The 26699-nt window shown below is 56.2% G+C and carries 23 protein-coding genes and 2 tRNA genes; 13 read left to right on the forward strand and 12 right to left on the reverse strand.

Annotated features, from left to right (window positions below):
- Positions 1-64: 64 nt before the first annotated feature.
- Together GOV90_RS12690 and GOV90_RS12695 are read right to left on the reverse strand one after the other, a co-directional pair.
- Positions 65-138 (reverse strand) — tRNA-Gly (locus tag GOV90_RS12690).
- 105 nt (positions 139-243) lie between these two features.
- On the reverse strand, positions 244-1116 hold the full coding sequence (locus GOV90_RS12695; protein ID WP_171092567.1) for a MurR/RpiR family transcriptional regulator: 873 nt from the start codon (positions 1114-1116) through the stop codon (positions 244-246).
- Positions 1117-1219: 103 nt separating this feature from the next.
- Here GOV90_RS12695 and GOV90_RS12700 point away from each other — a divergent pair, with 103 nt between their 5' ends.
- From GOV90_RS12700 to GOV90_RS12730, 7 genes are all read left to right on the forward strand, one after another.
- On the forward strand, positions 1220-2005 hold the full coding sequence (locus GOV90_RS12700) for an N-formylglutamate amidohydrolase (RefSeq protein ID WP_171092569.1): 786 nt from the start codon (positions 1220-1222) through the stop codon (positions 2003-2005).
- Between the two features lie 16 nt (positions 2006-2021).
- Positions 2022-2540: a TRAP transporter small permease subunit gene (locus GOV90_RS12705; protein WP_171092571.1), complete on the forward strand. Its 519-nt coding sequence runs from the start codon at positions 2022-2024 to the stop codon at positions 2538-2540.
- Positions 2540-3865, forward strand: coding sequence for a TRAP transporter large permease subunit (locus GOV90_RS12710; protein ID WP_171092574.1), 1326 nt, complete (start codon positions 2540-2542; stop codon positions 3863-3865). The genes GOV90_RS12705 and GOV90_RS12710 overlap by 1 nt, the downstream gene beginning before the upstream one ends.
- A gap of 67 nt (positions 3866-3932) precedes the next feature.
- Complete coding sequence (locus GOV90_RS12715) at positions 3933-4964, forward strand: TRAP transporter substrate-binding protein (RefSeq protein WP_171092576.1); 1032 nt, start codon at positions 3933-3935, stop codon at positions 4962-4964.
- A gap of 88 nt (positions 4965-5052) precedes the next feature.
- Positions 5053-6405 carry a glutamine synthetase family protein gene (locus GOV90_RS12720; protein WP_171092577.1) on the forward strand — a complete coding sequence of 451 codons (1353 nt, stop codon included), beginning with the start codon at positions 5053-5055 and terminating at the stop codon, positions 6403-6405.
- 90 nt (positions 6406-6495) lie between these two features.
- Positions 6496-7878 (forward strand): aldehyde dehydrogenase family protein, encoded by a 1383-nt coding sequence (locus GOV90_RS12725; RefSeq protein WP_171092580.1) that lies wholly within the window; start codon positions 6496-6498, stop codon positions 7876-7878.
- Positions 7879-7945: 67 nt separating this feature from the next.
- Positions 7946-9091: an iron-containing alcohol dehydrogenase gene (locus GOV90_RS12730; RefSeq protein ID WP_171092582.1), complete on the forward strand. Its 1146-nt coding sequence runs from the start codon at positions 7946-7948 to the stop codon at positions 9089-9091.
- Between the two features lie 57 nt (positions 9092-9148).
- On the opposite strand, the gene GOV90_RS12735 is transcribed toward GOV90_RS12730, so the two are convergent.
- Positions 9149-10381, reverse strand: a complete 1233-nt coding sequence (locus GOV90_RS12735; protein ID WP_171092583.1) for an HlyD family secretion protein — start codon at positions 10379-10381, stop codon at positions 9149-9151.
- Positions 10378-10806, reverse strand: coding sequence for a hypothetical protein (locus GOV90_RS12740; protein ID WP_171092586.1), 429 nt, complete (start codon positions 10804-10806; stop codon positions 10378-10380). Before GOV90_RS12740 ends, GOV90_RS12735 begins: the two co-directional genes overlap by 4 nt.
- Positions 10807-10968: 162 nt before the next feature.
- Here GOV90_RS12740 and GOV90_RS12745 point away from each other — a divergent pair, with 162 nt between their 5' ends.
- The 3 genes from GOV90_RS12745 to GOV90_RS12755 all read left to right on the forward strand — a co-directional run bounded on the left by GOV90_RS12745 (position 10969) and on the right by GOV90_RS12755 (position 13100).
- A complete protein-coding gene (locus GOV90_RS12745; protein ID WP_171092588.1) occupies positions 10969-12042 on the forward strand; it encodes an FAD-binding oxidoreductase in 1074 nt (357 codons plus the stop codon).
- Complete coding sequence (locus GOV90_RS12750; protein WP_171092590.1) at positions 12039-12692, forward strand: DUF938 domain-containing protein; 654 nt, start codon at positions 12039-12041, stop codon at positions 12690-12692. The genes GOV90_RS12745 and GOV90_RS12750 overlap by 4 nt, the downstream gene beginning before the upstream one ends.
- Before the next feature lie 69 nt (positions 12693-12761).
- Positions 12762-13100, forward strand: coding sequence for a carboxymuconolactone decarboxylase family protein (locus GOV90_RS12755; RefSeq protein ID WP_171092593.1), 339 nt, complete (start codon positions 12762-12764; stop codon positions 13098-13100).
- Between the two features lie 282 nt (positions 13101-13382).
- Here GOV90_RS12755 and GOV90_RS12760 read toward each other — a convergent pair whose 3' ends face one another.
- The 6 genes from GOV90_RS12760 to GOV90_RS12785 form a co-directional block, all read right to left on the reverse strand.
- Complete coding sequence (locus GOV90_RS12760; protein ID WP_171092595.1) at positions 13383-15890, reverse strand: FAD-dependent oxidoreductase; 2508 nt, start codon at positions 15888-15890, stop codon at positions 13383-13385.
- Positions 15891-16032: 142 nt separating this feature from the next.
- Positions 16033-16311: a hypothetical protein gene (locus GOV90_RS12765; protein ID WP_171092597.1), complete on the reverse strand. Its 279-nt coding sequence runs from the start codon at positions 16309-16311 to the stop codon at positions 16033-16035.
- 85 nt (positions 16312-16396) lie between these two features.
- A complete protein-coding gene (locus tag GOV90_RS12770; RefSeq protein WP_171092599.1) occupies positions 16397-17806 on the reverse strand; it encodes an FAD-binding oxidoreductase in 1410 nt (469 codons plus the stop codon).
- Between the two features lie 93 nt (positions 17807-17899).
- The gene (ggt, locus tag GOV90_RS12775) at positions 17900-19687 is read right to left on the reverse strand and encodes a gamma-glutamyltransferase (RefSeq protein ID WP_171092601.1); all 1788 of its coding nucleotides are present in this window, start codon (positions 19685-19687) and stop codon (positions 17900-17902) included.
- Positions 19688-19822: 135 nt separating this feature from the next.
- Positions 19823-20182 (reverse strand): GFA family protein, encoded by a 360-nt coding sequence (locus tag GOV90_RS12780; protein WP_171092604.1) that lies wholly within the window; start codon positions 20180-20182, stop codon positions 19823-19825.
- A gap of 20 nt (positions 20183-20202) precedes the next feature.
- The gene (locus tag GOV90_RS12785) at positions 20203-21189 is read right to left on the reverse strand and encodes a D-glycerate dehydrogenase (protein WP_171092606.1); all 987 of its coding nucleotides are present in this window, start codon (positions 21187-21189) and stop codon (positions 20203-20205) included.
- A 198-nt stretch (positions 21190-21387) separates the two neighbouring features.
- On the opposite strand from GOV90_RS12785, the gene GOV90_RS12790 reads away from it, so the two are divergent.
- The 3 genes from GOV90_RS12790 to GOV90_RS12800 all read left to right on the forward strand — a co-directional run bounded on the left by GOV90_RS12790 (position 21388) and on the right by GOV90_RS12800 (position 23094).
- Positions 21388-21849, forward strand: coding sequence for an SH3 domain-containing protein (locus tag GOV90_RS12790; RefSeq protein ID WP_171092660.1), 462 nt, complete (start codon positions 21388-21390; stop codon positions 21847-21849).
- Positions 21850-21940: 91 nt separating this feature from the next.
- Entirely contained in the window at positions 21941-22930 is a 990-nt protein-coding gene (locus GOV90_RS12795) for an NADPH:quinone reductase (protein WP_171092608.1), read from the forward strand.
- 89 nt (positions 22931-23019) lie between these two features.
- A tRNA-Gln gene (locus GOV90_RS12800) sits at positions 23020-23094 on the forward strand.
- A gap of 812 nt (positions 23095-23906) precedes the next feature.
- Here the strand turns inward: GOV90_RS12800 and GOV90_RS12805 are convergent.
- Positions 23907-25358 carry a mechanosensitive ion channel family protein gene (locus GOV90_RS12805; protein ID WP_254429061.1) on the reverse strand — a complete coding sequence of 484 codons (1452 nt, stop codon included), beginning with the start codon at positions 25356-25358 and terminating at the stop codon, positions 23907-23909.
- Positions 25355-26677 carry a mechanosensitive ion channel family protein gene (locus GOV90_RS12810; protein WP_171092609.1) on the reverse strand — a complete coding sequence of 441 codons (1323 nt, stop codon included), beginning with the start codon at positions 26675-26677 and terminating at the stop codon, positions 25355-25357. Before GOV90_RS12810 ends, GOV90_RS12805 begins: the two co-directional genes overlap by 4 nt.
- Positions 26678-26699: the final 22 nt, after the last annotated feature.

Below are 26699 nucleotides of genomic sequence, written 5' to 3' on the forward strand. Positions count from 1 at the left end.
TCAAGCATCACGACATGGATCAGCCACCCGAAAGGGCCATTTGACGCAGAAAAGTAAGGGTGATTGGAGCGGGTAGACGGAATCGAACCGACATAGCCTGCTTGGAAGGCAGGGGCTTTACCATTAAGCTATACCCGCAAATGGTTTGCGTTGGTTAAGTCATGCACAGGTGCGCGTCAAGCAAGAAGTGGCAAATTTTGTGCCACCGTTTTTGCACCAAAGCGCTTAATCAGATTCGACCGTTCAATCCTGATTGCGGAATAGCCGGGTTGACGAAAAAAACTGCTCCAGTTCCTCGATCCGTTCCTTACTTTCCTCCCACCGGGCCTCTTGCACTTCTGCAATCAAGGTTTCCGAAATCAGCTGCAGCGCTATCGTCGAATCCCAGCTTGAAGGGGCCTCGACCAAGGCGTGGAAGGTGTAATTTGCGGTCTTTCCGATCGGTGAGCCCCACTGGTCGGTAAACAGAACAACTGTGACGCCTCGGCTCGAGGCAACCTGGGCCAGCTTTTCCAGATGCGCCTCGTATCGCCGAATGTCGAAGATCACCAGGACCGAGGACGCGTCCATGTCCAAAAGGTACTGCGGCCAAACATTGGCTGAATTGCCCAGCATGGTCACGTTTGGACGGATGATTTGCATGTGATTGAACAGATAATCCGCGTTGGATCGGGTGATGCGGCCACCCACCACATAAAGATGCCGGTCCGTTTCAGCCAATAGCTGGGCGACGGTGTCAAACATCTCTTTGTCCAGACGCTCCAGCGTGTGGCGCATGTTTGTCCAGACGGCCTGCGCAAAGCGCGTTGTCGGGTGTTCGGCCTCGTCATCGACAACCCAGGCATCCCGTTTCGAGATCGGTTTCTTGATCTGCGCTGCCACTTCTTCGCGCAGGGCATCCTGCAGGTCCGGAAACCCATCGAACCCAAGCTTGCGGGCCATACGGATAACGGTCGGGGTCGAGACCTGCGCAGCAGCTGCCAGCTTGGTGATCGATTGCAGCCCTGCCATCGGATAATCCTGCAACAGGATAGACGCCAACTGGCGCTCTGATCGAGTCAGATCGTCCAGTTCATCCTGAATCCGCTGTTTGACAAGTTTCACAACGGTGGCCATCGGCACCCTCGTTTCTTATGTTTGTTACAGAATATTCTCACCTGTAATTTTGTCTACAGTAATTTTCTTGACAGTTGGGAAGCTGCTGTAACAAATGCTACCTATGCATCACGATTCCGAGTCATCCCTATTACAAACCGTCGAGGCACCGGCTGCACGTCTGCTCAATGCACGGGGCAGCGCCAATGCGGTTTTGGTGTGCGAACACGCCAGCCGCTTTGTCCCCGCCGCTTTGCACGGCCTCGGTCTGGATGAGAGTGCGGCCCGGTCCCATGCTGCATGGGATATTGGCGCAATGGAGCTTTCGGTTGAGTTGATGGGGGCGCTGGACGCGCCATTGGTCCATTCTCGGGTCAGTCGGCTTGTCTATGATTGCAACCGCCCGCCGGAACGTGAAGACGCCATGCCTCAACTCAGCGAAGTGTTTTCAGTTCCCGGAAACACGAATCTGACGGCGGCACAGCGCACCCAGCGCGTGCGGGATGTGTATGACCCATTCCGAAACCTTTTGTCGTCCACCTTGAACGCAAGAAACGAGCCGCCCGTGGTCATCACGATCCACAGCTTCACCCCGATCTACAAGGGACAGACGCGCTCGGTTGAGCTGGGTATATTGCATGACAAAGACGACCGCGCGGCCCGGATCATGTTGCAACAGGCGCAAGGCACCGGACTAAAGGTCGCGCTGAACGAACCCTACTCGGCCACTGACGGCGTCACGCACACGTTGCAGGAACACGCAATCAAACGCGGGTTGCCCAATGTCATGATCGAGGTGCGCAATGACCTGATCGACACTCCTGCGGGTGTGAACCGAATGGCAGGGCAGCTCGCGCCGATCCTGCAATCCGTCATTTCTGCCTTTTCGAACACCGAGGCTACAGCATGACAGAGGCAATATCTCAATGAAATTCATGCGGGGATATGTGGCGGTCATTGATCGCGCGAACCGCTGGATCGGGCGTGTGGTCATGTATGGCATCTTTGTCATGATGGGCATTCTGCTCTGGTCCTCGATCTCGAAGACGTTCTTTTTGCCATCTCTCTGGACCCTTGAGATGGCCCAGTTTGCGATGGTGGCCTATTATGTGCTCGGCGGCCCCTATTCCATTCAGATGGGATCGAACGTCCGTATGGATCTGCTGTATAGTGAATGGTCGAATCGTCGGCGGGCCTGGACCGATGCGATCACGGTGTTCTTCCTGATCGTCTATCTGGGTGTGATGATCTATGGCGGCTACGACTCGCTGAGTTATTCGCTGCAATATGGCGAGCGCAGTCCCACCGCGTGGCGTCCTTACCTGTGGCCAATCAAGGTGATCATGGTTGTGGGGCTGTTCCTGATGTTGCTTCAAGCCATCTCGGAACTCTTCAAAGATATACTACGCCTCAAGGGCGATGACATCCCGCGCGAGGTGATCTGATGTCATACGAGATGATCGCCATCCTGATGTTTTCGACCATGATGCTGATGTTGCTGACAGGGCAGCGCGTTTTTGGAGCCATCGGCTTTGTCGCCGTTATGGCAGCGCTGTTTCTTTGGGGGGATCGTGGCGGTTACGACATTGGCTTTTCCGCCGCCATGAAGCTGATGAAATGGTACCCGCTGCTGACGCTGCCGATGTTCATCTTCATGGGCTATGTGCTGGCCGAATCCAAAATCGCAGACGACTTGTACAAGATGTTCCACGTCTGGATGGGCGGGCTGAACGGCGGTCTGGCCATTGGCACAATTGGTCTGATGGTTCTGATCTCGGCCATGAACGGTCTAAGCGTTGCAGGTATGGCCATCGGCGCAACGATTGCGCTGCCTGAATTGCTGAAACGTGGGTACGACAAGAAGATGGTGACGGGGGTGATACAAGCCGGATCGTCTCTGGGCATCCTTGTGCCGCCCTCGGTGGTCTTGGTTCTTTACGCAATGATCGCCCGTCAACCGGTTGGTCAGCTTTGGTTGGCGGGGCTACTGCCCGGACTGATGATGGCTGCGATGTTCATCCTTTACATCGTGATCCGCTGCCGGATTAACCCAACTTTGGGGCCTGCTTTATCAGCGGAAGAACGTGATGTTCCCATGGCGGAAAAACTGCGTCTCTTGCGTGCCGGTCTTTTGCCGCTGGGCATTTTTGCCGCGATGATGGTGCCATTTGTGAACGGCTGGACCTCGCTGGTTGAAAGCTCGGCCATTGGCGCTTTGACGGCGTTTGTCGCTGCGGTGCTGAAGGGCCGGATGACCCGCGAGGTTTTCGAAACCTCGGTGCGCTCAACACTGGGCATCACCTGCATGTTCATGTGGATCATCCTTGCAGCACTGGCCTTTGGCGCTGTGTTCGATGGGCTGGGTGCGGTGCGCGCGATCGAGAATCTGTTTACCGAACGTTTGGGCCTGAACCCCTGGGTGATCCTGATCTTCATGCAGCTCAGCTTTATCCTGATGGGTACGTTCCTGGACGATACCGCCATGCTGGTCATCGTTGCCCCCCTATACGTGCCGCTGGTGGGGGCATTGGGTTTCGACCTGATCTGGTATGGCGTGCTGTACACGATCACGACTCAGATCGCGTATATGACACCGCCCTTCGGCTATAATCTGTTCCTGATGCGCGCGATGGCGCCACCAGAGATTTCACTGCGTGACATTTACGGGTCGATCCTGCCCTTCGTGATGGTGATGACGCTTGCACTGGCCATTATCATGACCTTCCCGCAGATCGCGCTGTGGTTACCAGAATACGTTTACAACAAATGATCCCGGACCAAACCGGGGCATCGCGGGCATCCCCCGCATTGCTGAAACTGACCAACGGAGAGAGAGAATGACAAACAGACGTACATTTCTGAAAGGCGCAGCAGCCGCGCCCGCAGCAGCGCTGGCGACACCTGCACTGGCGCAATCAACGATCAGGTGGCGGATGCAGACCTATGCAGGCCCGGCGCTGGCCGAACACGTGATCGATCCGGCCATCAAGATGTTCAACACCATCGCCGGTGATCGGATGCAGATTGAGCTGTTCTATGCAGACCAGCTGGTCCCGACGGGCGAGCTATTCCGCGCCATGCAGCGCGGCACGATCGATGCAGTGCAGTCGGATGACGACTCGATGGCGTCGCCGACCGAAGTCACCGTGTTCGGCGGTTACTTCCCGTTTGCCTCGCGCTACTCGCTGGACGTGCCGGTTCTGTTCAATCAATACGGGCTGAACGAAATCTGGGACGCCGAGTATTCTAAAGTTGGCGTCAAGCACATCTCGGCAGGTGCCTGGGACCCGTGCCATTTCGCGACCAAAGACCCGATCAACAGCCTCGCTGACCTTCAGGGCAAGCGTGTCTTTACCTTCCCGACAGCGGGCCGCTTCCTGAGCCAGTTTGGCGTCGTGCCGGTGACACTGCCGTGGGAAGACATCGAAGTTGCGGTGCAAACCGGCGAGCTGGACGGTATCGCGTGGTCAGGGATCACCGAAGACTACACCGTGGGTTGGGCGGATGTGACCAACTACTTCCTGACCAACAACATCTCGGGCGCATGGGCGGGTTCATTCTTCGCCAATATGGACCGCTGGAATGAGCTGCCGGAAGACCTGCAAACCTTGTTCCGCGTCTGCACCGATCAGTCGCACTATTACCGCCAGTGGTGGTATTGGGGTGGCGAGGCCAGCCTGCGCGTCAACGGCGACAAGATGCAGCTGACGTCAATTCCGGACGAAGAATGGGCAACTGTCGAAGCGGCGGCCGTTGCATTCTGGGACGAGATCGCAGCCGAGTCCGAGACGAAAGCGAAGGTCGTTGAAATCTTCAAGCAATACAACGCCGACATGCTCAAGGCTGGACGGCCTTATCGCTACGGCTAACTTGCTGCAAACCTGACCTGCCCCTTAAGGGGCGGGTCAATCACGACGAATAGCCGAAAGTTAAACCCGGCAAAGAAAAAGGTGGCACATGCTCTCGTTCGAACATCTGAAGACGCAAGTCTCTGAAGGTACGGTGGATACGGTATTGGTCTGCATGGTCGACATGCAAGGACGATTGATGGGCAAACGCTTTCATGCGGGTCACTTTGTGGCGAGCGCATGGGAAGAAACGCATTGCTGCAACTACCTTTTGGCCACTGATCTGGAAATGGCCACGCCGGACGGCTATGCGTCGACCAGTTGGGAACGCGGCTATGGCGACTATGTCATGAAGCCCGATCTGAGCACGCTGCGCCCAGTTCCGTGGCTTGAGGGCACAGTCATGGTGATGTGCGATGTGCTGGATCACCACACACATGAAGAAGTGCCGCACGCACCGCGCTCGATCCTGAAACGTCAGGTCAATCGCCTGAAGGCCAAGGGTTATGACGCGATGTGTGCCACCGAGCTGGAGTTTTTCCTGTTCGAAAAAAGCTTTGACCAGATCCGCAAGGAAGGGTTCCGCGATCTGGAGCCGATCTCGGGCTACAACGAAGATTACCACATTCTTCAAACCACCAAAGAAGAACACGTGATGCGCCCGATCCGCAATCACTTGTGGGACGCGGGCATTCCGGTCGAAAACACCAAGGGCGAAGCCGAGACCGGACAGGAAGAGTTGAACATCAAATACGCGCCTGCGATGGACACGGCCGAGTATCATTCGATCGCCAAGAATGCTGTGAAAGAAATCGCCTGGCAGCATGGCCATGCCGCGACATTCCTGCCGAAATGGCACCATGAGAAGGTCGGCAGTTCCAGCCACGTCCATCAATCGCTTTGGTCAGATGGAACGCCTGCGTTTTATGACGCAGCAGATGACTTGGGTATGTCCGCTCTGATGAAGAGCTACATGGCAGGTTTGTTGAAATATGCTGCCGACTACACCTATTTCATGGCCCCTTACATCAACAGCTACAAGCGCTTCATGAAGGGCACATTCGCACCAACGCGGATCATTTGGTCAGTGGACAATCGCACCGCCGGTTTCCGACTGTGCGGGGATGGTACTAAGGCTGTGCGTGTGGAATGCCGGATCCCGGGTTCGGACATGAACCCTTACCTGGCAATGGCCGGGATGTTGGCCGCCGGGATCGCAGGCATTGAGGAAGGGTTGGAATTGCAAGCGCCCACCACGGGCGACGTGTATCAGGGTGAAACCGGTATGATCCCAGGCAACTTGCGTGCCGCACGGGATGCGTTGCACGGCTCGGCCATGTTGCGGGCGGCCATGGGAGATGAAGTCGTCGACCACTATACACGTGCCGCTGAAGTCGAGATCGAGGAATTCGAGCGCGTGGTAACTGACTGGGAAGTCGCACGCGGATTCGAGCGCGCTTAGGGGGCTGGCTGGGGGCTCTGCCCCCAGACCCCCGAGGTATTTTTGGCCAGATGAAGCAGGGATCCTGCATTCTTTCTATACGGAGTGAACATGGGGCAGATGTTGAAATGTGTCTCGCCGATTGATGGATCGGTTTTTGCGGAACGAGACGTGTTGTCTCGGGATGCGGCATTTGAGGTTGCAGGCCGGGCGCGCGCCGCTCAGGCAAATTGGGCGGCGCGTCCGCTGCAGGAACGGATTGATCTTGTCATGGCAGGGGTGGCCGCTGTTGGCGCGATGAATGATGAGATCGTGCCAGAATTGGCGCATATGATGGGCCGCCCAGTGCGTTATGGTGGTGAGTTCGGCGGCTTCAACGAACGTGCCGGCCATATGGCAGAGATTGCAGAAACATCTCTGGCTGATATCGCGGTAGGCGAGGACGAAACGTTCCGGCGTTACATCAAGCGCATTCCGCACGGGGTCGTGTTTGTTGTGGCCCCCTGGAACTATCCCTACATGACAGCGATCAACACTGTCGCACCTGCACTGATCGCGGGCAATACGGTGATCCTGAAGCACGCCACGCAGACCCTGCTGGTGGGGGCGCGTATGGCGCAAGCCTTCCATGCAGCCGGTGTGCCTGAAGATGTGTTCCAGAACGTGTTCCTCAGCCATGACGTCACCAATGACCTGATCGCGGGCAACGCGTTTGACTTCGTGAACTTCACCGGCTCGGTCGGTGGCGGCCAGGCGATGGAGCGCGCGGCGGCGGGCACCTTTACCGGCGTCGGCACCGAACTGGGCGGCAAGGATCCGGGCTATGTCATGGAAGATGCCGATCTGGATGCCGCCGTCGATACATTGATTGATGGCGCGATGTTCAACTCGGGCCAGTGCTGCTGTGGGATCGAGCGCATTTACGTGCACGAAAGCCTTTATGACGATTTTGTCGCCAAGGCGGTGGAGATCGTGAAGGGATACAAACTGGGTAACCCGCTGGACGCTGAGACGACCATCGGACCCATGGCCAACGTGCGTTTCGCCGATGAAGTGCGCGCACAAATTGCCGAGGCGGTTGAAGCAGGCGCGGTTGCGCATATCGAAACCTTCCCTGAGGATGATGGCGGCGCTTATCTGTCCCCTCAGATATTGACCAATGTGACCCACGACATGCGCGTTATGCGGGATGAGAGCTTTGGACCGGTTGTGGGCATCATGAAGGTCTCGTCGGATGACGAAGCAATCGCGCTGATGAATGACAGTGAATTTGGCCTGACCGCCAGCCTCTGGACGCGTGATGTAGATCGCGCAGCGCGAGTGGGCGACCAGATCGAGACCGGCACGGTGTTCATGAACCGTGCGGATTATCTGGACCCTGGCCTGTGCTGGACCGGATGCAAGAATACCGGGCGCGGCGGCGGTCTGTCGGTCATTGGGTATCACAACCTCACCCGTCCCAAATCCTACCACCTTAAGAAGGTCACAGGCTAAAGACGACGGCCTGCTCGGGTCTTACCCCCTCGCCCGGGCAGGTTGCACATTACAAAGGAAACCTAACATGTCACTTGTTGGAAACTGGTCTTATCCGACCGCAATCAAATTCGGTGCCGGACGCATCAAGGAATTGCCCGAAGCCTGTGCTGCAGCCGGTATGAAAAAACCTCTGCTGGTCACAGATAAGGGCTTGGCCGATCTGCCGATCACCTCGGCAACGCTGGATATTATGGAAGCTGCCGGTTTGGGCCGTGGGCTGTTCAGCGACGTCGATCCCAACCCGAACGAAAAGAACCTTGAGGCAGGTGTCGCAGCGTATAACGCGGGCGGCCATGACGGGGTGATCGCCTTTGGCGGGGGGTCTGGTCTGGACCTTGGCAAAATGGTTGCCTTTATGGCGGGCCAAACCCGCCCTGTATGGGATTTTGAGGATATCGGCGACTGGTGGACCCGTGCAGACGCGGACGTGATCGCGCCAATCATTGCGGTTCCGACCACCGCCGGAACGGGATCAGAAGTGGGGCGTGCCAGCGTCATCACCAACTCGGAAACCCACGCCAAGAAAATCATCTTCCATCCCAAAGTGCTTCCGGCTGTGGTGATCTGCGACCCCGAGCTTACTGTGGGGATGCCCAAATTCATCACCGCAGGTACCGGTCTGGATGCATTTGCGCACTGCGTTGAAGCCTTTTCCAGCCCGCATTATCACCCGATGAGTCAAGGCATTGCTTTGGAAGGGATGCGGCTGGTGAAAGAGTACCTACCGCGCGCCTATACCGACGGCACCGATATCGAAGCCCGCGCCCAGATGATGAGCGCAGCAGCCATGGGGGCAACTGCCTTCCAGAAAGGTCTGGGTGCCATCCACGCGATGAGCCACCCGATCGGTGCGGTGTTCAACACTCATCACGGCACGACCAACGCGGTGTGTATGCCGGCTGTGTTGGAGTTCAACGCTCCCGCCATCGCCGACAGGTTCCAGCAGGCAGCGGCTTATCTGGGCATTGATGGTGGCTTTGATGGCTTCCGCGCTTTTGTGCAGAAATTCAACGACAGCCTCGGCATCCCGCGCACTCTTTCCGATCTGGGCGTCACCGAAGTGTCGATCCCCGAGCTGGTAGAAGGCGCGATCATTGACCCCTCTTGCGGGGGCAACCCGATTGGGTTGACGAAAGAAAACCTGACGCAGCTGTTCAAAGCAGCGCTTTAAAGTCAAAGGGCCCGGCAAAACTGCCGGGCCCTTTGCGTTTGGGTTACCTAAACCGGATCAATGCCCGGTCAGAACCAGAGTATTCACCGGCATCAGGATCAGACGCAAACGCAGACCGGCCGCGTGAACGACACCGATCGTGTCCACCACATGCAAAAATGCGGCCTCCCAAAATCCGAGGTCCTCATGCTCCAACCGCTCATGGTTGTCGGTGTAAACATTGGCCAGACAGTTGCTGCCCGGAGGGATGTCATCGGCCATACCTTTGTAAAGCGGTTCCATGTACACCAGAATCGAGCCGGGATTGTTGTTGGCCTGCACATCCCTGAGTTCGTCCGAGGGACGGATCTGGCCGGAAGGAATGACATCCTGCACTTCGACCACGACCGTAGGGATAACAGTGAACGGCTTGGTCATGCAGCCCAACTCGCCGATCATACCGGGCTTGATAACCTGAGCAGACAGCTGGTTGAATGCAGCCTGAAAGCGGTCATGCCCGGTATGGGACGGCACCAGAATACCGGCGGGGCGCAGCAACGGGCTGACATAGTCGCCGACCTGCAAGCTAAACTGTTCCACCCGTCCGGTCACACCGGCAAGTATCACTGTTTTGTCCAGTTCGATCTGCGCAGCGTCCAATTGCGCAATGGCACTGGCCAGCTGCGCCGGAATCAGTTCTTCGATTTGCTGTTCGACCGCTGCGCGTTTGGCTTCTGCGGCAACAACCTGGGCCTCACGCTCGGCGACAAGGTTTTCCAGGCGCTCGATCTCGGCCAGCCGTACCGCACTTGACCCTTCGTCCCGCAAGGTTGTGTTGCGTTCCAAATCCTCGAGCGCCTGCGCAAGAGCTGCCTTGGACCCAGCAATACCTGCGTCAGCTTCGGCCAGGTCGGTTTCTGCAACCTTAAGCGAGGCTTGAACCTGAGCAATCTGAGCATTTGCCGCCTGAACCTGCGCGGTCTGACTGAAATCCTCAATCCGGAAAACCGGCTGGCCCGCCGTAACTAGTTCGTTGTTCCGGACAAATACTTCCGACACACGACCGCCCAGTTGGGGCAGGATCGTCACGGTACGAAAATAAGATGCGGCCGTTTTGCTGGCCGGGTGAAAATAGAACAGCGTGGTGATCACGGTCAGCGCCAGAATGGCACATGTCGTCAAACCCCAACGCAGTTCGTACCACATGGTAAACAAGGTGATCTCGTGACCGATACGTTTGCCTTGAACAAACCGGCGAAACAGATAGTCGGGCAGCACCGTAATCAAGGCGCAGAGCATAGTCTCGATCATTTGCTGTGCTCCTGCGCTTCGCCTGTTTCTGACGCGGGTGGCGTCGGTTCCGTCACTTCGGGCAAAGGTTCGGGCGCTGGGATCCGAGCAAGCGAACGAATGGCGTCAGCAATGTTTCGGAGCGGAGTGGCAAAATCCGGAAATTGAAATCCTGCGACCAGTATGGCGGCAACCCAGAAAAGGCCATTATGTGTAAACAATGCGAGCAGCGCGAGAATACCCACCAACTGGAATTGTGGGTGATTGTTTTCGTGGGCCATTTTCTCGGGAACGGAATGAAGCGTCAGATAACCAACACCGATCAGCACCACCAGAACGACAAAGAAAACAACCATCGCTGAGAATAGGTAGTCGCTTCCGTCAGCTGCGACGACGTATCGGGGAATATGCCCTGTCGCCATTGGATGAAGGTCCGCAGCAGTCACATTACACTCCTGTTTATTTTGGTACGTCTTTGACCGGGTTGAAGCATAAATTCAAGGCTGCTTATAGTCCGGAAAGCCAAACGCAAAACGAACCAGAGGCGCGCGGGCAAATGTGCTCTCCCAGAAAACCGGCCTGTCTCTGATCTGTAGGGTTAACAAGAAATGATTGATTTCCTGATCATCGGAGGCGGCATCGCCGGACTTAGTGCGGGCGCACGTCTTTCGACGCACGGAAAAGTGATGGTACTCGAAGCCGAAGACGCCTTGGGCTATCACGCATCCGGGCGATCTGCGGCATTGTTTGAAGAAAGCTATGGACCACCTTCAGTGGTCGCTTTGAACAAAGCCGGGGGTGACTTTCTGCACACACAGAATGGTGGCTATCTGACCCCACGGGGTTTGATGCTGGTCGGTGCACAAGACCAATCTCAGCAGTTCGATGCCGATTCCAACGAGCTGAACATGGCCCAGATATCGGTAGATGAGGCCATCGCGCGCGTTCCGATCCTGAACCCCGAACAGGTCGGTTTTGCAGCAGTCAGCGAGGCCGCATTTGACATCGACACGGATCGTTTGTTGCAGGACTTCGCCAGGACCATCCGGCACAACGGCGGGACGGTTTCACCCAAGCACAAAGTCACAGCCATCTGCAAAGACACACATTGGATCGTCACCGCCGGTCAGAGTTTTGAAGCACGCAATTTGGTTAATGCTGCAGGGGCCTGGGTCGACGAAATCGCCAGACTTGCTGACCTTCCACCTATCGGTATCACGCCTCGCCGCCGGTCTATGGCCCGACTGCCCGCCCCCGGAGGCCATGATGTGTCGTGCTGGCCCATGATGCTTGGCGTGGGTGAAACGTGGTACGCCAAACCCGATGCCGGGAAACTGTTGGTCTCGCCATCCGAAGCAGACCCAATTCCACCTCAGGATGCCTATGCCGACGATTTGGTTCTGGCAGAAGGTTTGGCACGCTACGAAGCCCTGATGACCGAAGTAGTCAAACGTGTCGAAACAACTTGGGCCGGCCTGCGCAGTTTTGCCCCAGACGGGACTTTGGTGCTTGGACCAGACCCTCACGACCCAACATTCATCTGGAGCGCGGGCCAAGGCGGATATGGTTTCCAAACGGCACCGGCTGCCTCTCAGCTGCTTTGCGATTTGGTGGTCGGAACCCCCCCTGCCCTTGATGCCAAGAGTGTAGCCATGCTGACCCCGGAAAGGTTGAAGCGATGACCAAACGCAAGCTTCCCCCCTCTGCCAGCGTCGCCAATACAGCCAAGGGCGGCAAAATGGTGGCCCCTGCGGCATCGCGAAACTCTGACGTCTTATGCGCATTGCTGCGCGACTGGGCTCCGTCACAAGGACAGGCGCTGGAGATTGCCAGTGGGACCGGTCAGCATATGGCGGCTTTTGCGGCCCAGTTACCCGACTTGGAGTGGCAGCCAACGGAAATCGACCCAGATCGGCGGGCCAGTATCGATGCATACGTGCGTGAGTTTCCGAATGTCGCCTTGGCCGAAGAACTGGATGCGACCGCCGCAGGCTGGCATGCCCGGTTCGCCGGACAAAACATGATCGTGTTGATCAACCTGATACACTTGATCAGTTGGCAGGAAACACGAACTATTGTCGCAGAGGTCGCCAAGGCACTCGCACCATCCGGGCGGTTTGTTCTTTATGGACCATTTATGCGGTCGGGACTGCTCACCAGTGATGGAGACAAGAGATTTCACCAAGCTCTGACGGAACAAGACCCTGACATTGGGTACAAAAATGACACCGAAATACTTGCGTTGTTTGAAGAATTTGGTCTCAACGTACTGAAGACTGTTGATATGCCCGCCAACAACCTTGCATTTATCTCATCGCGACCAGCGGACTGATCGAGATCAAAGTCAGAGCCCTACTATCCGCCTCATATTCTGATTACGTTATATGAAAAGGCGGCTGCAATGGACTGGCAAGAAAAACTCACAGAAACGCGCAAGAGCCTCCGCAATCTCAACGGGTCCATCCCGGAAACCACGCGCGCTTTCGGGGCGCTTGGGAAGGTTGTGAAGGAAGGCGGAACACTTGACTACAAGACAAAGGAATTCATCGCTTTGGGCATGTCGGTTACGCTCCGATGCGAGCCCTGTATCTCCCTACACACAGAAGCTTTGGTCAAAGTTGGCGCGAAAAGAGATGAAGTGTCGGACGTCTTGGCCATGGCCATTCAAATGGGTGGTGGACCAGCCATGATGTATGCTGCCAAAGCGTTGGAGTGTTTCGACGAATTGAATACCCTATAGTCTCTAAACCTCCCCAAAAGCCTGCTGACGCAGGCTTGCCTCCGGCGGAGGTATTTTTGAACAGAAGAAGTAACGGATCGTTAACTCTGAACGGGAATGATGGTTTTGCGGTACAGGCGGAGGCGCCGATGACCGCAACAGGAGAAGGCCCCCTTGCAAAAAAGCAGGGGGGCTGGTTCTTGAAAACAGCCCCCTCTTCTTCTGTTTTTAAATACCTCCGCCGGAGGCATGTGCCGCCATAGGCGGCGCATTTATTGCACAGCTGATGCCATTGACTGCGGCTTATCCGTCTTTGCGGATAACCTCGTTCTTCGGATCGTAGGGGCTGTCGCATGTGACAACTGCATCCCACAGCTTGTCCTGCATTTTGACTTTCAACTTGGTACCTTCGACCGCCAGCTCTGGCTTAACGTAACCCATGCCGATGGACTTCTCAAAAGCCACCGAATACCCGCCCGAAGTCAGACGACCCACACGCTCACCCTCCGGTGTATATAGCACCTCACGGCCCCACGGGTCGGCATCGTCTGGCCCGTCGATCAGCAGGGTACAACACTTCACGCGCACACCGGTCTCTTCCAGCTTGGCCTTGCCGTAGAACTCCTTGGACAGGTCCACAAAGCGCGGTAAATCGGCCTCAAGCGGAGTTGCATCTCGTCCCAGTTCGGTACCGAAAGCGCGATAGGATTTCTCCTGGCGCAGCCAGTTCTGAGCACGGGCACCGACCAGCTTCATACCGTGCTTTTCACCGGCCTTTTCCAGCAGGTCGAACAGGTAGTTCTGCATCTCGATCGGGTGATGCAGTTCCCAACCCAACTCACCAGTGTAAGCCACACGGATCGCGTTGACCGGGCACATGCCCAGTTCGATCTGACGGGCAGACAGCCACGGGAAGCGCTTGTTGGACAAAGCGGTTTCCGGATCGGCATCTTTGATGACCTCTTTCAGAACGTCGCGGGACTTGGGTCCGGCGATGGCAAAAACGCCCCACTGAGTGGTCACGTCCTGGATTTCGATGTAACCGAACTCCTCCATCTTGTCCTCGGCCGCCTTGCGCAGGTAATCGGCATCATACTCGGTCCAGGCACCGGCAGAGACGATGTAGTAGTTGTTCTCACCATTGCGGACGATGGTGTATTCCGTGCGGGTGGTGCCGTGCGAGGTCAGCGCGTAGGTCAGGTTGATACGACCGACCTTGGGCAGCTTGTTGCAGGTGAACCAATCCAGGAACTGGGTCGCTCCGGGGCCTTTGACGACATGCTTGGTGAAGGCCGATGCGTCGATCAGGCCAACGCCTTCACGGATCGCCTTGGCTTCTTCGACGGCATATTGCCACCAGCCACCACGGCGGAACGACCGGCTTTCCTTGTCGAAGTTGTCAGGTGCATCGACGGGGCCGAAATAGTTCGGACGTTCCCAGCCGTTGACCCAGCCGAACTGTGCGCCGCGTGCTTTCTGGCGGTCATAGGCCGGAACTGTGCGCAGCGGACGGCAGGCTTCACGCTCTTCATCGGGGTGGTGCAGGATGTAGACGTGTTCGTAGCACTCTTCGTTCTTGCGCGCCGCGAACTCGGTGGTCATCCAGTTGCTGCTGTAGCGTTTGGGGTCCAGCGAGGCCATGTCGATCTCGGCTTCTCCATCGACCATCATCTGCGCCAGATAATAACCGGTGCCGCCAGCGGCGGTGATACCGAAGCTGAAACCCTCGGCCAGCCACATGTTGCGCAGACCCGGAGCCGGGCCAACCAGCGGGTTGCCGTCGGGGGTATAGCAGATTGGGCCGTTGAAATCGTCTTTCAGGCCGGAGTCAGCGCAGGACGGCACGCGTTCAGCCATAGCCATATACTGATCCGCGATACGATCGATGTCCAATGGGAACAGGTCGGCACGGAAGCTGTCCGGCACGCCGTATTCGAAGCGCGCAGGCGCGCCGTGCTCGTAGATACCCAGAATCCAGCCGCCGCGCTCTTCGCGCGCGTAGGATTCGTTGTCGGCGTCGCGCACAACGGGGTGCTCGGGGTTGCCGGCTTCACGCCATTTGACCAGCTCTGGGTCTTTGTCCATGACGATGAAGGTATGCTCGACCGGGATTGCCGGCATCTTGATGCCCAGCATCTTGGCGGTGCGCTGCGCATGGTTGCCCGATGCAGTCACAACGTGTTCGGTCGTGATGACGACCTGCTCGTCGGATGGGACAAGGTTGCCGCCCTGTTCGACCATCTTGGTGCAGGTGACTTCCCAATGGGTACCGTTCCAGTGGAAAGCATCAGCCTGCATTTTGCGGACGATATCCACGCCGCGCTGGCGGGCACCCTTGGCCATGGCCTGCGTGACGTCTGCGGGGTTAATATAGCCGTCCTCGGTGTGATAGATCGCACCTTTCAGATCGCCGGTTTCAATCAAAGGCCAGCGCTCTTTGATCTGATCCGGGGTCAGCCATTCGTATTTGACGTCACATGTCTCGGCCGTGGAGGCATAGAGCATGTATTCATCCATGCGATCCTGCGTCTGCGCCATGCGCAGGTTGCCGACCACCGCGAAGCCCGCGTTCAGGCCGGTTTCCTCTTCCAGCGTCTTGTAGAAGTCGACCGAGTATTTGTGGATATGGGTGGTTGCGTAAGACATGTTGAACAGCGGCAAAAGGCCAGCTGCGTGCCAGGTCGAGCCAGAGGTCAACTCGTCCCGTTCGATCAGCATCACGTCATCCCAGCCAGCCTTGGCCAGATGATAGGCAATCGAGGTTCCGATGGCGCCACCGCCAACGACCAGTGCTTTGACTTGGGTTTTCATAACCGGGCGTCTCCCCTTGAATTCAGCTGACACCATATGGCGCAGTTAAGGGGCGGCGCGCGACATTCATCCGACCAGTGATAGGAAAAAAACGACCCGAATAACAAATGCAGGTCGCAGATCGATCATTCAGCCGCCGATTTCAGCCACTGGAACTGCAGCGTTTGCTGGTTCCGACCGTGGTGCAAACCAGCCTGCCGCCCTCGTCTGAAGGTTTCTGAGCTGCTGGTTCCTGTGGTTGGGTTACCGGTGCCTCTGCCTTAGCATGGCTGTCTGTGAACCCGGCACGCGCAGATACCGAGGTTAGGTAGCTTTTGATGCTTATGCCGTCTTCCGATGCCTTGGCTTGCTGGTAAAAATCCAGCCCAGCAACAGCCAATCCGCAGATTGTAACAAAGCCTGCCAGATATTTTGCACTCATGTCGACCACCTGTCTGTCTTTGCGCCTTTCAGATCAAAACATGTGGACGATTTAAGGGCACAAAACGGACCAGATCGCGAAACCGCTAGGGCTGATCAGACAGAATTTTGCCGGGGTTCATAATGTTGAGGGGATCCAGCGCGGCCTTGATTGCGGCCATATACTGTGTGGCGACCCCAAGCTCTTTCTCAAGGTAAGGTCGCTTGCCCTGCCCTATGCCATGTTCCCCCGTGCAGGTGCCCTCCATCGAGATCGCAAGATCGTTGAGCCAGCCAACAAAGGCGTCCGCCTTGGCGACCTCTTCAGCATTTTCCATGTCGATCAGCAGCAGCGTGTGGAAATTGCCATCCCCGACATGGCCAACCACCGGAGCAAGCAAGCCAAGTTCGGCTGCCTTTCTTTGGGTCTGGGTCACACATTCGGCCAAACATGAGATCGGTACACAGACATCCGTAGAAATACCGCGTGCGCCGGGGCGCAGTTGCAGACACGCCCAATACATATCATGCCGAGCCTGCCACAGCTTGTTCCGTTCCTCGGTGGTCGTGGTCGCGGCAAAATCGGTACCGCCGAATTCTTCTGCGATCTGGCCAAAGGTTTCAGCCTGTTCAACCGCGCCGCTTTCCGAGCCGTGAAATTCCAGCAGCAATAACGGCGTTTCCGGCAGGCTTAGCCCGGAATAGGCGTTAGCGGCTTGCACCGACATTTCGTCCAATAGCTCGATCCGGGCGACCGGGATACCATATTGGATCGTCATCATCACCGCGCGGCAGGCCGCGTCCACCGTTGGAAACGAACATCGCGCTGAACTGATTGCTTCGGGGATACCCTGCAGCCGCAGGGTCAGTTCCGTGATGATCCCAAGCGTACCTTCGGCCCCGACCAATAGACGGGCCAAATCATACCCGGCCGAGGATTTCTTGGCCCTTTGTCCTGTGCGGATGATCTGGCCATCAGGCATGACCGCCTCGAGGCTGAGAACATTGTCCTTCATCGTGCCGTATCGCACTGCATTGGTGCCCGAAGCGCGCGTAGCGGCCATGCCGCCCAGCGACGCATTGGCCCCGGGGTCAATCGGAAAGAACAAACCCTGATCGCGTAAATGCGTATTCAGCGCCTCGCGGGTCACGCCGGGTTGCACAACGCAGTCCAGGTCTTCGGCATGAACCGCCAGCACCTTGTCCATTTGCGTCAGATCGACCGAGATGCCGCCTGCCGGCGCATTCACATGCCCCTCCAGCGATGTGCCAGTGCCGAAGGGGATAACCGGTACTCGGTGCGCCGCGCAGGTTTTGACAATGTCTGAAACTTCCTGCGTTGTATGCGGGAAAACCACGGCATCCGGGCTTTGGTTTTCAATCCAGGTCGTGGTGTGGCCGTGCTGTTCCCGGATCGCTGCGCTTGTTTGCAGCCTGTCGCCGAAACGTTGTTTGAGAATGCTGATCGCGGTTTCTATGCCTGTTTCATTTCTAGGAAACGCCTTAGCTTGTACCATCGTCATCCTCCCCTGCCCCAACACACTGCGGGCCCTTCAGCCAATGACTAAAAGGCCCGCAAAGTTTGGGCAATACCCACTTATTCCAAGGGGCTACTCGCCCAGTGCAATCCCTTCACGGCGCGGGTCGGCGCCCCCGCTCAGCCCGTCACCGATTTCAATAGCGTGCAAACCCGATGTCAGATCGCGTGGGTTGACCTCAAAACCTTGCAGCACCAGCGCGTCCGTGAACCCTTCTGCTGCGGTGCCTGCCTCGACGTCATAGGTTCCGAAGCGATTGACCAAGTGTGGCAAGGACACCGCCTGCTGTACATCCATTCCCCAATCGGCCCAAGCAATGATCGACTTCGCGACATAGCCGATGATGCGGCTGCCACCCGGCGACCCGATGGCCAGAACCGGAGCGCCGTCCTGCATCACGATAGTCGGGCTCATGGAGGAACGCGGGCGTTTTCCGGGCTCTAACCGGTTGGCAATCGGCACACCGTCGCTATGGGTTTTGAACGAGAAGTCCGTCAGCTCGTTGTTCAAAAGGAACCCGTTCGTCATCAGACGCGAACCAAAGCCGTTTTCGATCGTCGTTGTCATCGACAGCACGTTGCCATAGCTGTCCACAATCGAGATATGCGAGGTCGAGGGCAGCTCGAGCGACACATCATCCGCCCAGTTCAGCGCATGGTCGAATTCGGGTTGCCCCGGCGCGATTTCGGCAAGCGCTCCTTCCGTGTCCAACAAAGCCGCGCGCTGCGCAAGGTAATCCGGATCAACCAACCCATTTGTCGGCATGGGAACAAAATCACTGTCGGCCATGTAACGACCCCGATCCGCAAAAGCGAGGCGAGAGGCGTCTCCGATCAGCCGCCAGGCTTCGGCGCTTTCGGGGCCCATCGCTGCCAGATCATAGCTGTTCAGCATCCCGAGAATCTGCCCCACGGTCAGCGCACCAGAGGATGGCGGCCCCATGCCGCAGACTTCGTATGCGCGGTATGCAGCACAAACCGGTTCGCGTTCGATCACCTGATACAGCGCCAAATCAACGCCGGACAGAACACCGGGATTGCCCGGTGCATTGCGAACCGTGCGGACAATATCCGCAGCAATCTCACCGCCATAAAACCCTGCGGCCCCGTCACTGGCCAATACACGCAAGGTATCAGCATAGGCCGGATTGGTCAGCCGTTGCCCTTGTTGCAAAGGCTCTCCGCCCGGCAGAAAGTAAGCGGCCGTTTCGGGAAAGCGCGACAGGCGTTCGGCGTCGTTTTCAACAAGGCTGGCCAAGCGCGGCGAGACCAGGAAACCTTCATCCGCCAACCGGATGCCATCGGTGAACAGACCAGGCCAAGAGGATCGGCCCCAACGGCGATGCGCCTCTTCCAGCAAGGCTGGCGTGCCCGGAGTTCCCACCGACAATCCCCCGACAACCGCATCGAAGAACTTCAGCGGCTCACCATTTTCGTCCTGAAACAGCGTCGGTGTGGCTGCCTGTGGGGCGGTTTCGCGCCCGTCCAGTGTTGTCATCTGCCCATTTGCTGCGTCATACCAAACCAAAAACGCACCACCACCCAAGCCCGAGGATTGCGGCTCGACCAGACCCAGCACGACTTGTACGGCCACTATCGCATCCGCAGCGGACCCGCCTGCGCGCAATACTTTCGCCCCGGCTTCAACGGCCAGTGGGTTGGCTGCGGCCACCATCCAGTTCTCGGATGTGACCGGAACACCGTCCAGCTTGGCCTCGAGCGCAGCGATGACCTCTTCAGTCAGGGCCTGCACCTGCCCTTCCGTGGCGGTTTCTGGCGCAACGGCATCGGCCGCCTCCTGAGCCAGGACCGGCGTAGAAAGCGCATACGCCGAAAGTAACAAAGCGGAAACACATCTCATCTGATCAAATCCTCCAATACTTCTTTTTGTTTCAAACCTGTAAGCAATGACCGCGCTCTGCAATGGTTTGCTGTACAGGCGTGATTCAACAGCAAGGTTTCGCCTCGCCATCTAGGGCGCGGCATCGTCCCGATTCTAGTCAAACCGCTTCATTCCAGTGAACTCGGGCAACCAGTCTTCGCGCCGCGAGGCCCAGCATTCATAGGTTGGCGTCAATTGGTTGGGCTCGTCGAGACATCCCAGATGCACCTCGACCTCAGAACCGCTGCGCGCAAAGACCGGAGAACCACAGGTTGGGCAAAAAAATCGATCCGCATAGCCCTGTGACGGGCCGGAAATCTCGACGGCATCGCTGGGAAATATTGCTGCCGCATAAAACAACGCTCCATGATGCTTACGACAGTCCAGGCAATGACAAATCCCAACCCGAAGAGGACGGTCCGAAGCCGTAATGCGCAAACGTCCACAGCGGCACCCCCCTTCAAACCGGTCCATGAAGGCTCCTTTCCGGTGACTTACAGCATCGAGGGCACAACCTGGTCTGGCGGACGGTGGCCATCTTCGAAGGTCTTGATGTTGATGATGACCTTCTCACCCATTTCGATCCGCCCTTCCAAAGTGGCCGATCCCATATGCGGCAACAGCACAACGTTGGGCAGCTGCCGCAGTCGAGGGTTCACATCGGTGCCTTGCTCGTAAACGTCTAGCCCTGCACCTGCGATTTCTCCCGCTCGGATCATCCGCGTCAGGGCGTTTTCGTCGACAACTTCACCGCGTGACGTGTTAACAATCACGGCTGACGGCTTCATCAGCTTCAGTCGGCGTGCGTTCATTAGGTGGAATGTCGATGGGGTCGATGGGCAGTTGACCGAGATCACATCCATTCGCGCGACCATCTGATCCAGACTTTCCCAATAGGTCGCCTCTAACTCTTGCTCGGTCTCGGGACGCAGCCGGCGACGGTTATGATAGTGCACTTGCATTCCAAACGCACTTGCCCGCCGCGCAACGGCCTGCCCGATCCGGCCCATGCCCAGAATACCTAAACGCCGCCCCCCGATGCGCCCGCCCAAAAAGGCGGTTGGGGCCCAGCCGGTCCAGTCACCCTGTTGCATCACGCCCAATCCTTCGGGAATGCGGCGCGTTACGGCCAGGATCAACGCCATTGTCATGTCGGCAGTGTCATCAGTCAGTACACCCGGCGTGTTCGAAACCAGAATGCCGCGCTGTCGGGCTGTGGACACATCAATATTGTCGACACCCGCCCCATAATTGGCGATCAGCCTAAGGTTTTCACCCGCCTGCCCCAGCAGGCCGCCGTCGATCGTGTCGGTCACCGTAGGCACCAGCACATCGGCTTCCTGAACCGCGGCCACCAGCTCATCTCTTGTCATCGGCGTGTCGTCATCGCGCAGGCGCACATCGAACAACTCGCTCAACCGGGTTTCAACTGCTTCGGGCAACCGTCGCGTAACGACAACACTCAGACGTTCTCTTGGCACCTTGGCCCTCCCACTGCTTTGCAAACAGACGCGCGCCATGGCATCGTGGCGCAGGATAAGGCGGGGCACAAGAACCCCAGTGGCATTGAGTCGACCTTTTTTCGAAACCGGATCAACAGGCATAAGAGCAGGCAGTCAGTGAGTGGTATTCGACCGGTAAAACGCCAATGTCTGGCGGCAATATCTGTATTTCTAGTCATGTTCAGCTCTTGGGCTGCGCATGCCGAGGACAAGCGTGGATCCGTCACCAACCTGCCCCTACCCCGCTATGTGTCAATGAAGGCCGCCGAAGGGAACGTTCGGCGCGGGCCGTCGCTGAGCCATCGAATCGACTGGGTCTTCAAACGGCGCGGTATGCCGCTGCAGGTGACGGCAGAATATGGCAACTGGCGCAAAGTTCAGGACCGAGACGGGGCTGGTGGCTGGGTTCACTATGCTCTGTTGTCAGGTGTGCGCACGGTACTGATCGAATCTGACATGCTGCCCGTCTATACCCGCCCCGACCCCAACTCGCCCGTAAATGCACATTTCGAGACCGGCGTCGTGGCCCGCCTTGGCACGTGTTCGCTGGACTGGTGCCGGATCACGGCGGGTGGTTATCGGGGCTGGACTTTGAAAGCGAATCTTTGGGGTGTCGACCCTTCAGAGATCCGCGAATAAGACGCCCGCCCAGGGTTGCGCTGATCACCTTTTGCAAAAGGTTTGAATTCACCGTCGGTTTAAGTTGTAACTGGGGCAAACGGAGGATTCCATGCGCGCAGTTACTTATTCCGCTTTCGGAAACGCAGCCGAAGTCTTGCATCTTCAAGACCTTCCTCCGGTTCGTCCCGGTCCGGGTGAAGTTACTGTCGAGTTGGCATTTTCAGGCGTCAACCCATCCGACATAAAAGCCCGCGCCGGAACCCGACCGGGCGTGACGGAACCTCCTTTCCCTTTGATCATCCCCCATAGCGACGGCTCTGGCGTGATTACAGCTGTCGGCGACGGCGTCCCCGCATCCCGGATCGGGCAGCGCGTGTGGATCTGGAACGGGCAATGGCAACGCGCATTTGGGACAGCCGCCAGCCACATCACCTTGCCCAGCGATCAAGCCGTCCACTTACCAGATTCGGTGTCACTCGAGACTGGTGCGGTTCTGGGTATTCCGGGACTGACGGCTTGCCACGCTGTGTTCTCAGGGGGCACTCCCAAAGGGCATACGATTCTGATTCACGGTGGTGCTGGTACGGTCGGGTATCTGGCCGTTCAGCTTGCAAAATGGGCGGGCGCACGCGTCATCGCAACGGCCAGCCGCCGTAACTTCGACCGGGTGAAATCGGCTGGCGCGGATGTGGTGCTTGACTACAACAGCCCAGATCTTGCTGATCAGATATTGGGCGCAAATGACGGTCGCACAATCAGCCGCGTCATCGATGTCGAATTCGGAGCAAATATCGAAACGAACACCGCCGTAATTGCCGAAAACGGCCGCATCAACGCCTACGGCTCAGCGCAAAACATGGCACCGATTTTTCCTTTTGGACCAATGATGTTCAAGGCCGTAACGCTCGAGATGATCCTGATCTATCTCTTGCCAGCAAGTTTACGCTCTGCCGCCATTGAGACCCTTCACAATGCACTGACCGCAGGTGCCTTGGCCTGTCCTGTACAGAGCGCCTTTGCACTAGAAGACTGCGCAGCCGCTCATGACATGGTTCAGGATGGGAACCGTGTCGGAGCAGTGTTGGTCGCCACCAAATGACCCCGCCAAAAATTTTTCCGGCCGTCACGTTTTTTTGCCAAATAGCTCTTGAACCCCGACAACAACAATCGTAGACAGCCGCTCACCGTTGGGGTGTAGCCAAGTGGTAAGGCAGCGGTTTTTGGTACCGTGTATCGTAGGTTCGAATCCTACCACCCCAGCCATAATTTTCCGAAAGAGAAACCATATAAGGGGAATTTCGACCCTTCAAGCCGACATGTATGCCGTGCCGCCTTTGAGGGTAGGTTACAATGCCGGATACAAGCTCGTGACTCCAAGCTCGGATCCCGACCCACGGGACGCGCTCGCGTCGACCCTAATTCATACGTTGCGGTCGCACCTTCTACTTCATGAAGCACCTACCCCCCCAAAAAAATCCACGGCACATCAAACCGATTTCTGCGTTTCTCACTAAAGACAGACCTCCCGCTCGACGACGTAGTGCGGGCTGGATGCCTGCTCGCGGTTTACGAGCAGAAAGAACCGGAAACTGTGAATGCACTGAACAAAAAAGAGATAACACCTGAAGAGGCAATTGCCTTGCTGAGAATGAAGCCCCTCACCAAGTAGAGGTCAATTTTAACCTCGAGTACAACTACGCCCTCAAAAACCAGTCGTTCGTATGATACGAGCTTTGCGATCAATCTGGCAGCGAGCCAGCTTCAGCGGTTTGAACAATGAAGGCAGTTACCTGATCATTCGCTTATGCATGCTTTAGTTACCGCTAAGCGGACAAAGCGAGAAAACTCAGTGACATGTTTTGTACGACACGAAGCTCAAACACCCAAACTGATTGAGAATTTCTTAATGCGGTTTATTCATCGTGATGCGCAAGCCTGCCGTCCCATTCTTCTGTCGAAACCTTGGGTTCCGGCGGGTCTGCTATGTAAGACGGTGTCATTATCTGTGTTCCGTTTTCATTAAACACATCGACAATATTCTCACGCAAATCGGACAAAATCTTAGGCAAGCTCGATCAGCGCGAAGTGTATGCGTTTATTTCATAATTGATTGCATAATCAGCCAACTGCGTCCAAAGGACAAAAGGTTCGGGGCTCTTTCTTAACCCTTGGGTTCGGTGAGCAGCTTCTATCAACATCGCTTTAATCTTCTTTGGTGGCTCCTCGTATCCGATCCCTACTGTCGTGTGGACCAACAGCCCTCGGCCATCCACTTTGCGCGAATAGTTTACGACCTCGGAGTTAAGCAGTTGTGCATTTGGAATGCTTATCATCTCGTTCTTTATCGACTTAATGAGTGTTTCCATTAACTTGATCTCTGTTACGTCTCCGATCTTGTCGCCAACCTGAATGCGATCACCGACGTTGGTACTGCGTCTGTAGATGACAAACAGGCCGGCCATCATATTTGAAACAACTGTGTTTGAGCCAAGCGAAACCATGATACCCGCCAGTATTGTCAAACCCTGAAAGGCTCGGGAGTCTGATCCGGGAATATAGGGGTAGGCAAACACAAGCGCGACCACGATGACCAACGCTCTGAACAACATGTTGGTGGGAGCGATCCAATGCTCTTCAAAGTCTTTGAGTTCGAAAGCACCATTCTCAATGTTTTCAAAGAACAGGTCGAGCCCGCGAATTGCCAACCGTGTTACAGCTGCGATGATTGCGAGCATGATCAAGTTGGGAACGTATCCAACAATTGCCAAAACGACAGTTACGAGCGGCTCGCTGACGTACTTCAAAAGGATCTGGGCTATGCCTTGCGTTTCAGCAAAGGAGAGCAGCACCAATGAAAGGTAGCAATAGAAAAAGAACAGAAACAGGACCCACATCAATATGTGGATAGTATAGACGATAAGCGACGCAATTGCCCTGCTTCTCAAGATCGATTTTGTGGCTTCCTCGACGCCTTCTGCTCTCTTTTCCAAGTTTATTCTGATGTATTCTAGTAGGCTTCGCCGCTTCGCAAAAAACGCATACGAAGCGAGGGCAAAGACTGCCGTCCAAGCAAATGCGGCCATCGCACTATCTACTCTGCCCTCATTGGATCGAGCGTCTCGGTAATTAAGGATTTCTGTCTCAATCGCCTCGGCTTGAAGTCCAGCCAACACGTCAATAGCCATTTGTTCGTGCTCGGCGTCAGCTTGGGTGGTTATCGTAACCATTTGCCCGTCGACGCGGATCATTTTCCCAAATTCAGCGTCCGAAACCTGAACCTGAACCGAAGCCCTCTTCGAAGCATCAGCAACTTGAGCAATCCGTTCTTCGATCTTTCTCGCTCGTTCGGTAGCGGGCAACGCACTTGAGCCGCGAACCAAGAACAACTCTTTGCCATCCACAATCACTGGCGCAATAAACTCGGGATCAACTCTCTCTTCAGTCGGTGCGAGAATTTCTTCTGACTGAGCAAACGCGACGCCGCAGGCGAACAGAAGTGGCAGGAGGCATAACGTAAGAGCCCTCATGATCTTGCTCCTTCTGCGGGGATTATATGCACATCGCGTTGAGGGAACGGAATAGATATACCTTCTTCATCAAACCTCTCTTTTGCTTGACCAGTGAGGTCCCAAAAGACGGTCCAATAGTCATCGGACTTGGACCATGGGCGGCAGAAGATGTTGACCGAGTTGTCCCCCAACTCACCCACAAAAATTTCTGGTTCCGGTGTTTTCAGACAAAGTCGGTGACGCGCAACCAAGTCCTTAAGGACTTCAATTGCTTGGGCAGCGTTGTCCGAATAAGCGATGCCAAAGACCAGATCGACCCGACGTTCCTCGGACGCGCTCACATTAGTAATGACATCCCCCCAAATCTTGCTGTTCGGAACTATGATAATCTGATTGTCAAATGTTCTGATCTTGGTTGAAACCACCGACATCTCATCAACAAACCCTGAAGAGCTGCCAACCTGAATATAGTCGCCAGTGTCGAATGGCTTGAGAACCATGATCATCAAGCCGCTTGCGAGGTTTCCCAGCGTTTCCTGCAATGCGAAACCTAGGATGAACGACAAACCGCCAAGCACGGCAAAAAGCGGTGTAACGTTAACTCCGAACAAAGCTAAAACGACGAGTATGCCAAGGACGAAGACGGCCCAGTAAACCGTGGTGGCAATGAAGCGTTTCAGCATTCTGGAGATAGTTGGAATTTTGTTCAAACCCCTTTCAGTGACCCGGCGCACCATTCGTGCGACGAACATCATGGCCCAAACTGCCAGTAAAACGCCCATGCCAGCCATCAGCAGGCCGACGCCCCCATCCCATGAAAACAGCCACGCCCAAGCGTTTTGAAAAAGTGTTTGAATATCGGTTGTCTTTAGGGCTCCCGTTTTCAATGCGAGAATATAGTCAGTATGCGATTCCAGATCTTCCGCCTTTGCGCCTTTCAGGGTCCATGCCTCGAGCACCAGTCGATAGTTGTTGAGAATGTCTGACCCAGAGTCGTTCAAGGAGGACAACTGAGACCGCAAGCTGTCTTCCCGAGTTCCACTCGCCGACCGAAGTTGCAAGTTTACTTGCGCTACTTCTTCGAGCCGAGTGCGCACATAACTCTGCCAAGTACCAGCAATCTGGGAAAGCTCTTCTGCAGTTAAAGGAACAAGTAGGATCTCGAGATCGTCGGCCGCGATCATCTCATCTACGACTGCATTTATAAGATCGTCAGTCTCGACTTCCACAGCCTCTTGGTCCGCCTCAGTTTCTTGCGCGCCGGCAGGAAAAGTACTCGATAACGACGTGAACCAAAGGAACGACCAAATCGTCAACGTTTTCAGTGCTCGTCTCATCTATCTGTCCCCTACTTCTTTA

Source organism: Ruegeria sp. HKCCA5929 (assembly GCF_013034525.1).
GTDB lineage: Bacteria > Pseudomonadota > Alphaproteobacteria > Rhodobacterales > Rhodobacteraceae > Ruegeria.

Coding starts and splice junctions, on each gene's coding strand:
- GOV90_RS12695 (WP_171092567.1), bottom strand. CDS start 1,116: ATGGCCACCGTTGTGAAACTTGTCAAACAGCGGATTCAGGATGAACTG.
- GOV90_RS12700 (WP_171092569.1), top strand. CDS start 1,220: ATGCATCACGATTCCGAGTCATCCCTATTACAAACCGTCGAGGCACCG.
- GOV90_RS12705 (WP_171092571.1), top strand. CDS start 2,022: ATGAAATTCATGCGGGGATATGTGGCGGTCATTGATCGCGCGAACCGC.
- GOV90_RS12710 (WP_171092574.1), top strand. CDS start 2,540: ATGTCATACGAGATGATCGCCATCCTGATGTTTTCGACCATGATGCTG.
- GOV90_RS12715 (WP_171092576.1), top strand. CDS start 3,933: ATGACAAACAGACGTACATTTCTGAAAGGCGCAGCAGCCGCGCCCGCA.
- GOV90_RS12720 (WP_171092577.1), top strand. CDS start 5,053: ATGCTCTCGTTCGAACATCTGAAGACGCAAGTCTCTGAAGGTACGGTG.
- GOV90_RS12725 (WP_171092580.1), top strand. CDS start 6,496: ATGGGGCAGATGTTGAAATGTGTCTCGCCGATTGATGGATCGGTTTTT.
- GOV90_RS12730 (WP_171092582.1), top strand. CDS start 7,946: ATGTCACTTGTTGGAAACTGGTCTTATCCGACCGCAATCAAATTCGGT.
- GOV90_RS12735 (WP_171092583.1), bottom strand. CDS start 10,381: ATGATCGAGACTATGCTCTGCGCCTTGATTACGGTGCTGCCCGACTAT.
- GOV90_RS12745 (WP_171092588.1), top strand. CDS start 10,969: ATGATTGATTTCCTGATCATCGGAGGCGGCATCGCCGGACTTAGTGCG.
- GOV90_RS12750 (WP_171092590.1), top strand. CDS start 12,039: ATGACCAAACGCAAGCTTCCCCCCTCTGCCAGCGTCGCCAATACAGCC.
- GOV90_RS12755 (WP_171092593.1), top strand. CDS start 12,762: ATGGACTGGCAAGAAAAACTCACAGAAACGCGCAAGAGCCTCCGCAAT.
- GOV90_RS12760 (WP_171092595.1), bottom strand. CDS start 15,890: ATGAAAACCCAAGTCAAAGCACTGGTCGTTGGCGGTGGCGCCATCGGA.
- GOV90_RS12765 (WP_171092597.1), bottom strand. CDS start 16,311: ATGAGTGCAAAATATCTGGCAGGCTTTGTTACAATCTGCGGATTGGCT.
- GOV90_RS12770 (WP_171092599.1), bottom strand. CDS start 17,806: ATGGTACAAGCTAAGGCGTTTCCTAGAAATGAAACAGGCATAGAAACC.
- ggt (WP_171092601.1), bottom strand. CDS start 19,687: ATGAGATGTGTTTCCGCTTTGTTACTTTCGGCGTATGCGCTTTCTACG.
- GOV90_RS12780 (WP_171092604.1), bottom strand. CDS start 20,182: ATGGACCGGTTTGAAGGGGGGTGCCGCTGTGGACGTTTGCGCATTACG.
- GOV90_RS12790 (WP_171092660.1), top strand. CDS start 21,388: ATGTTCAGCTCTTGGGCTGCGCATGCCGAGGACAAGCGTGGATCCGTC.
- GOV90_RS12795 (WP_171092608.1), top strand. CDS start 21,941: ATGCGCGCAGTTACTTATTCCGCTTTCGGAAACGCAGCCGAAGTCTTG.
- GOV90_RS12805 (WP_254429061.1), bottom strand. CDS start 25,358: ATGAGGGCTCTTACGTTATGCCTCCTGCCACTTCTGTTCGCCTGCGGC.
- GOV90_RS12810 (WP_171092609.1), bottom strand. CDS start 26,677: ATGAGACGAGCACTGAAAACGTTGACGATTTGGTCGTTCCTTTGGTTC.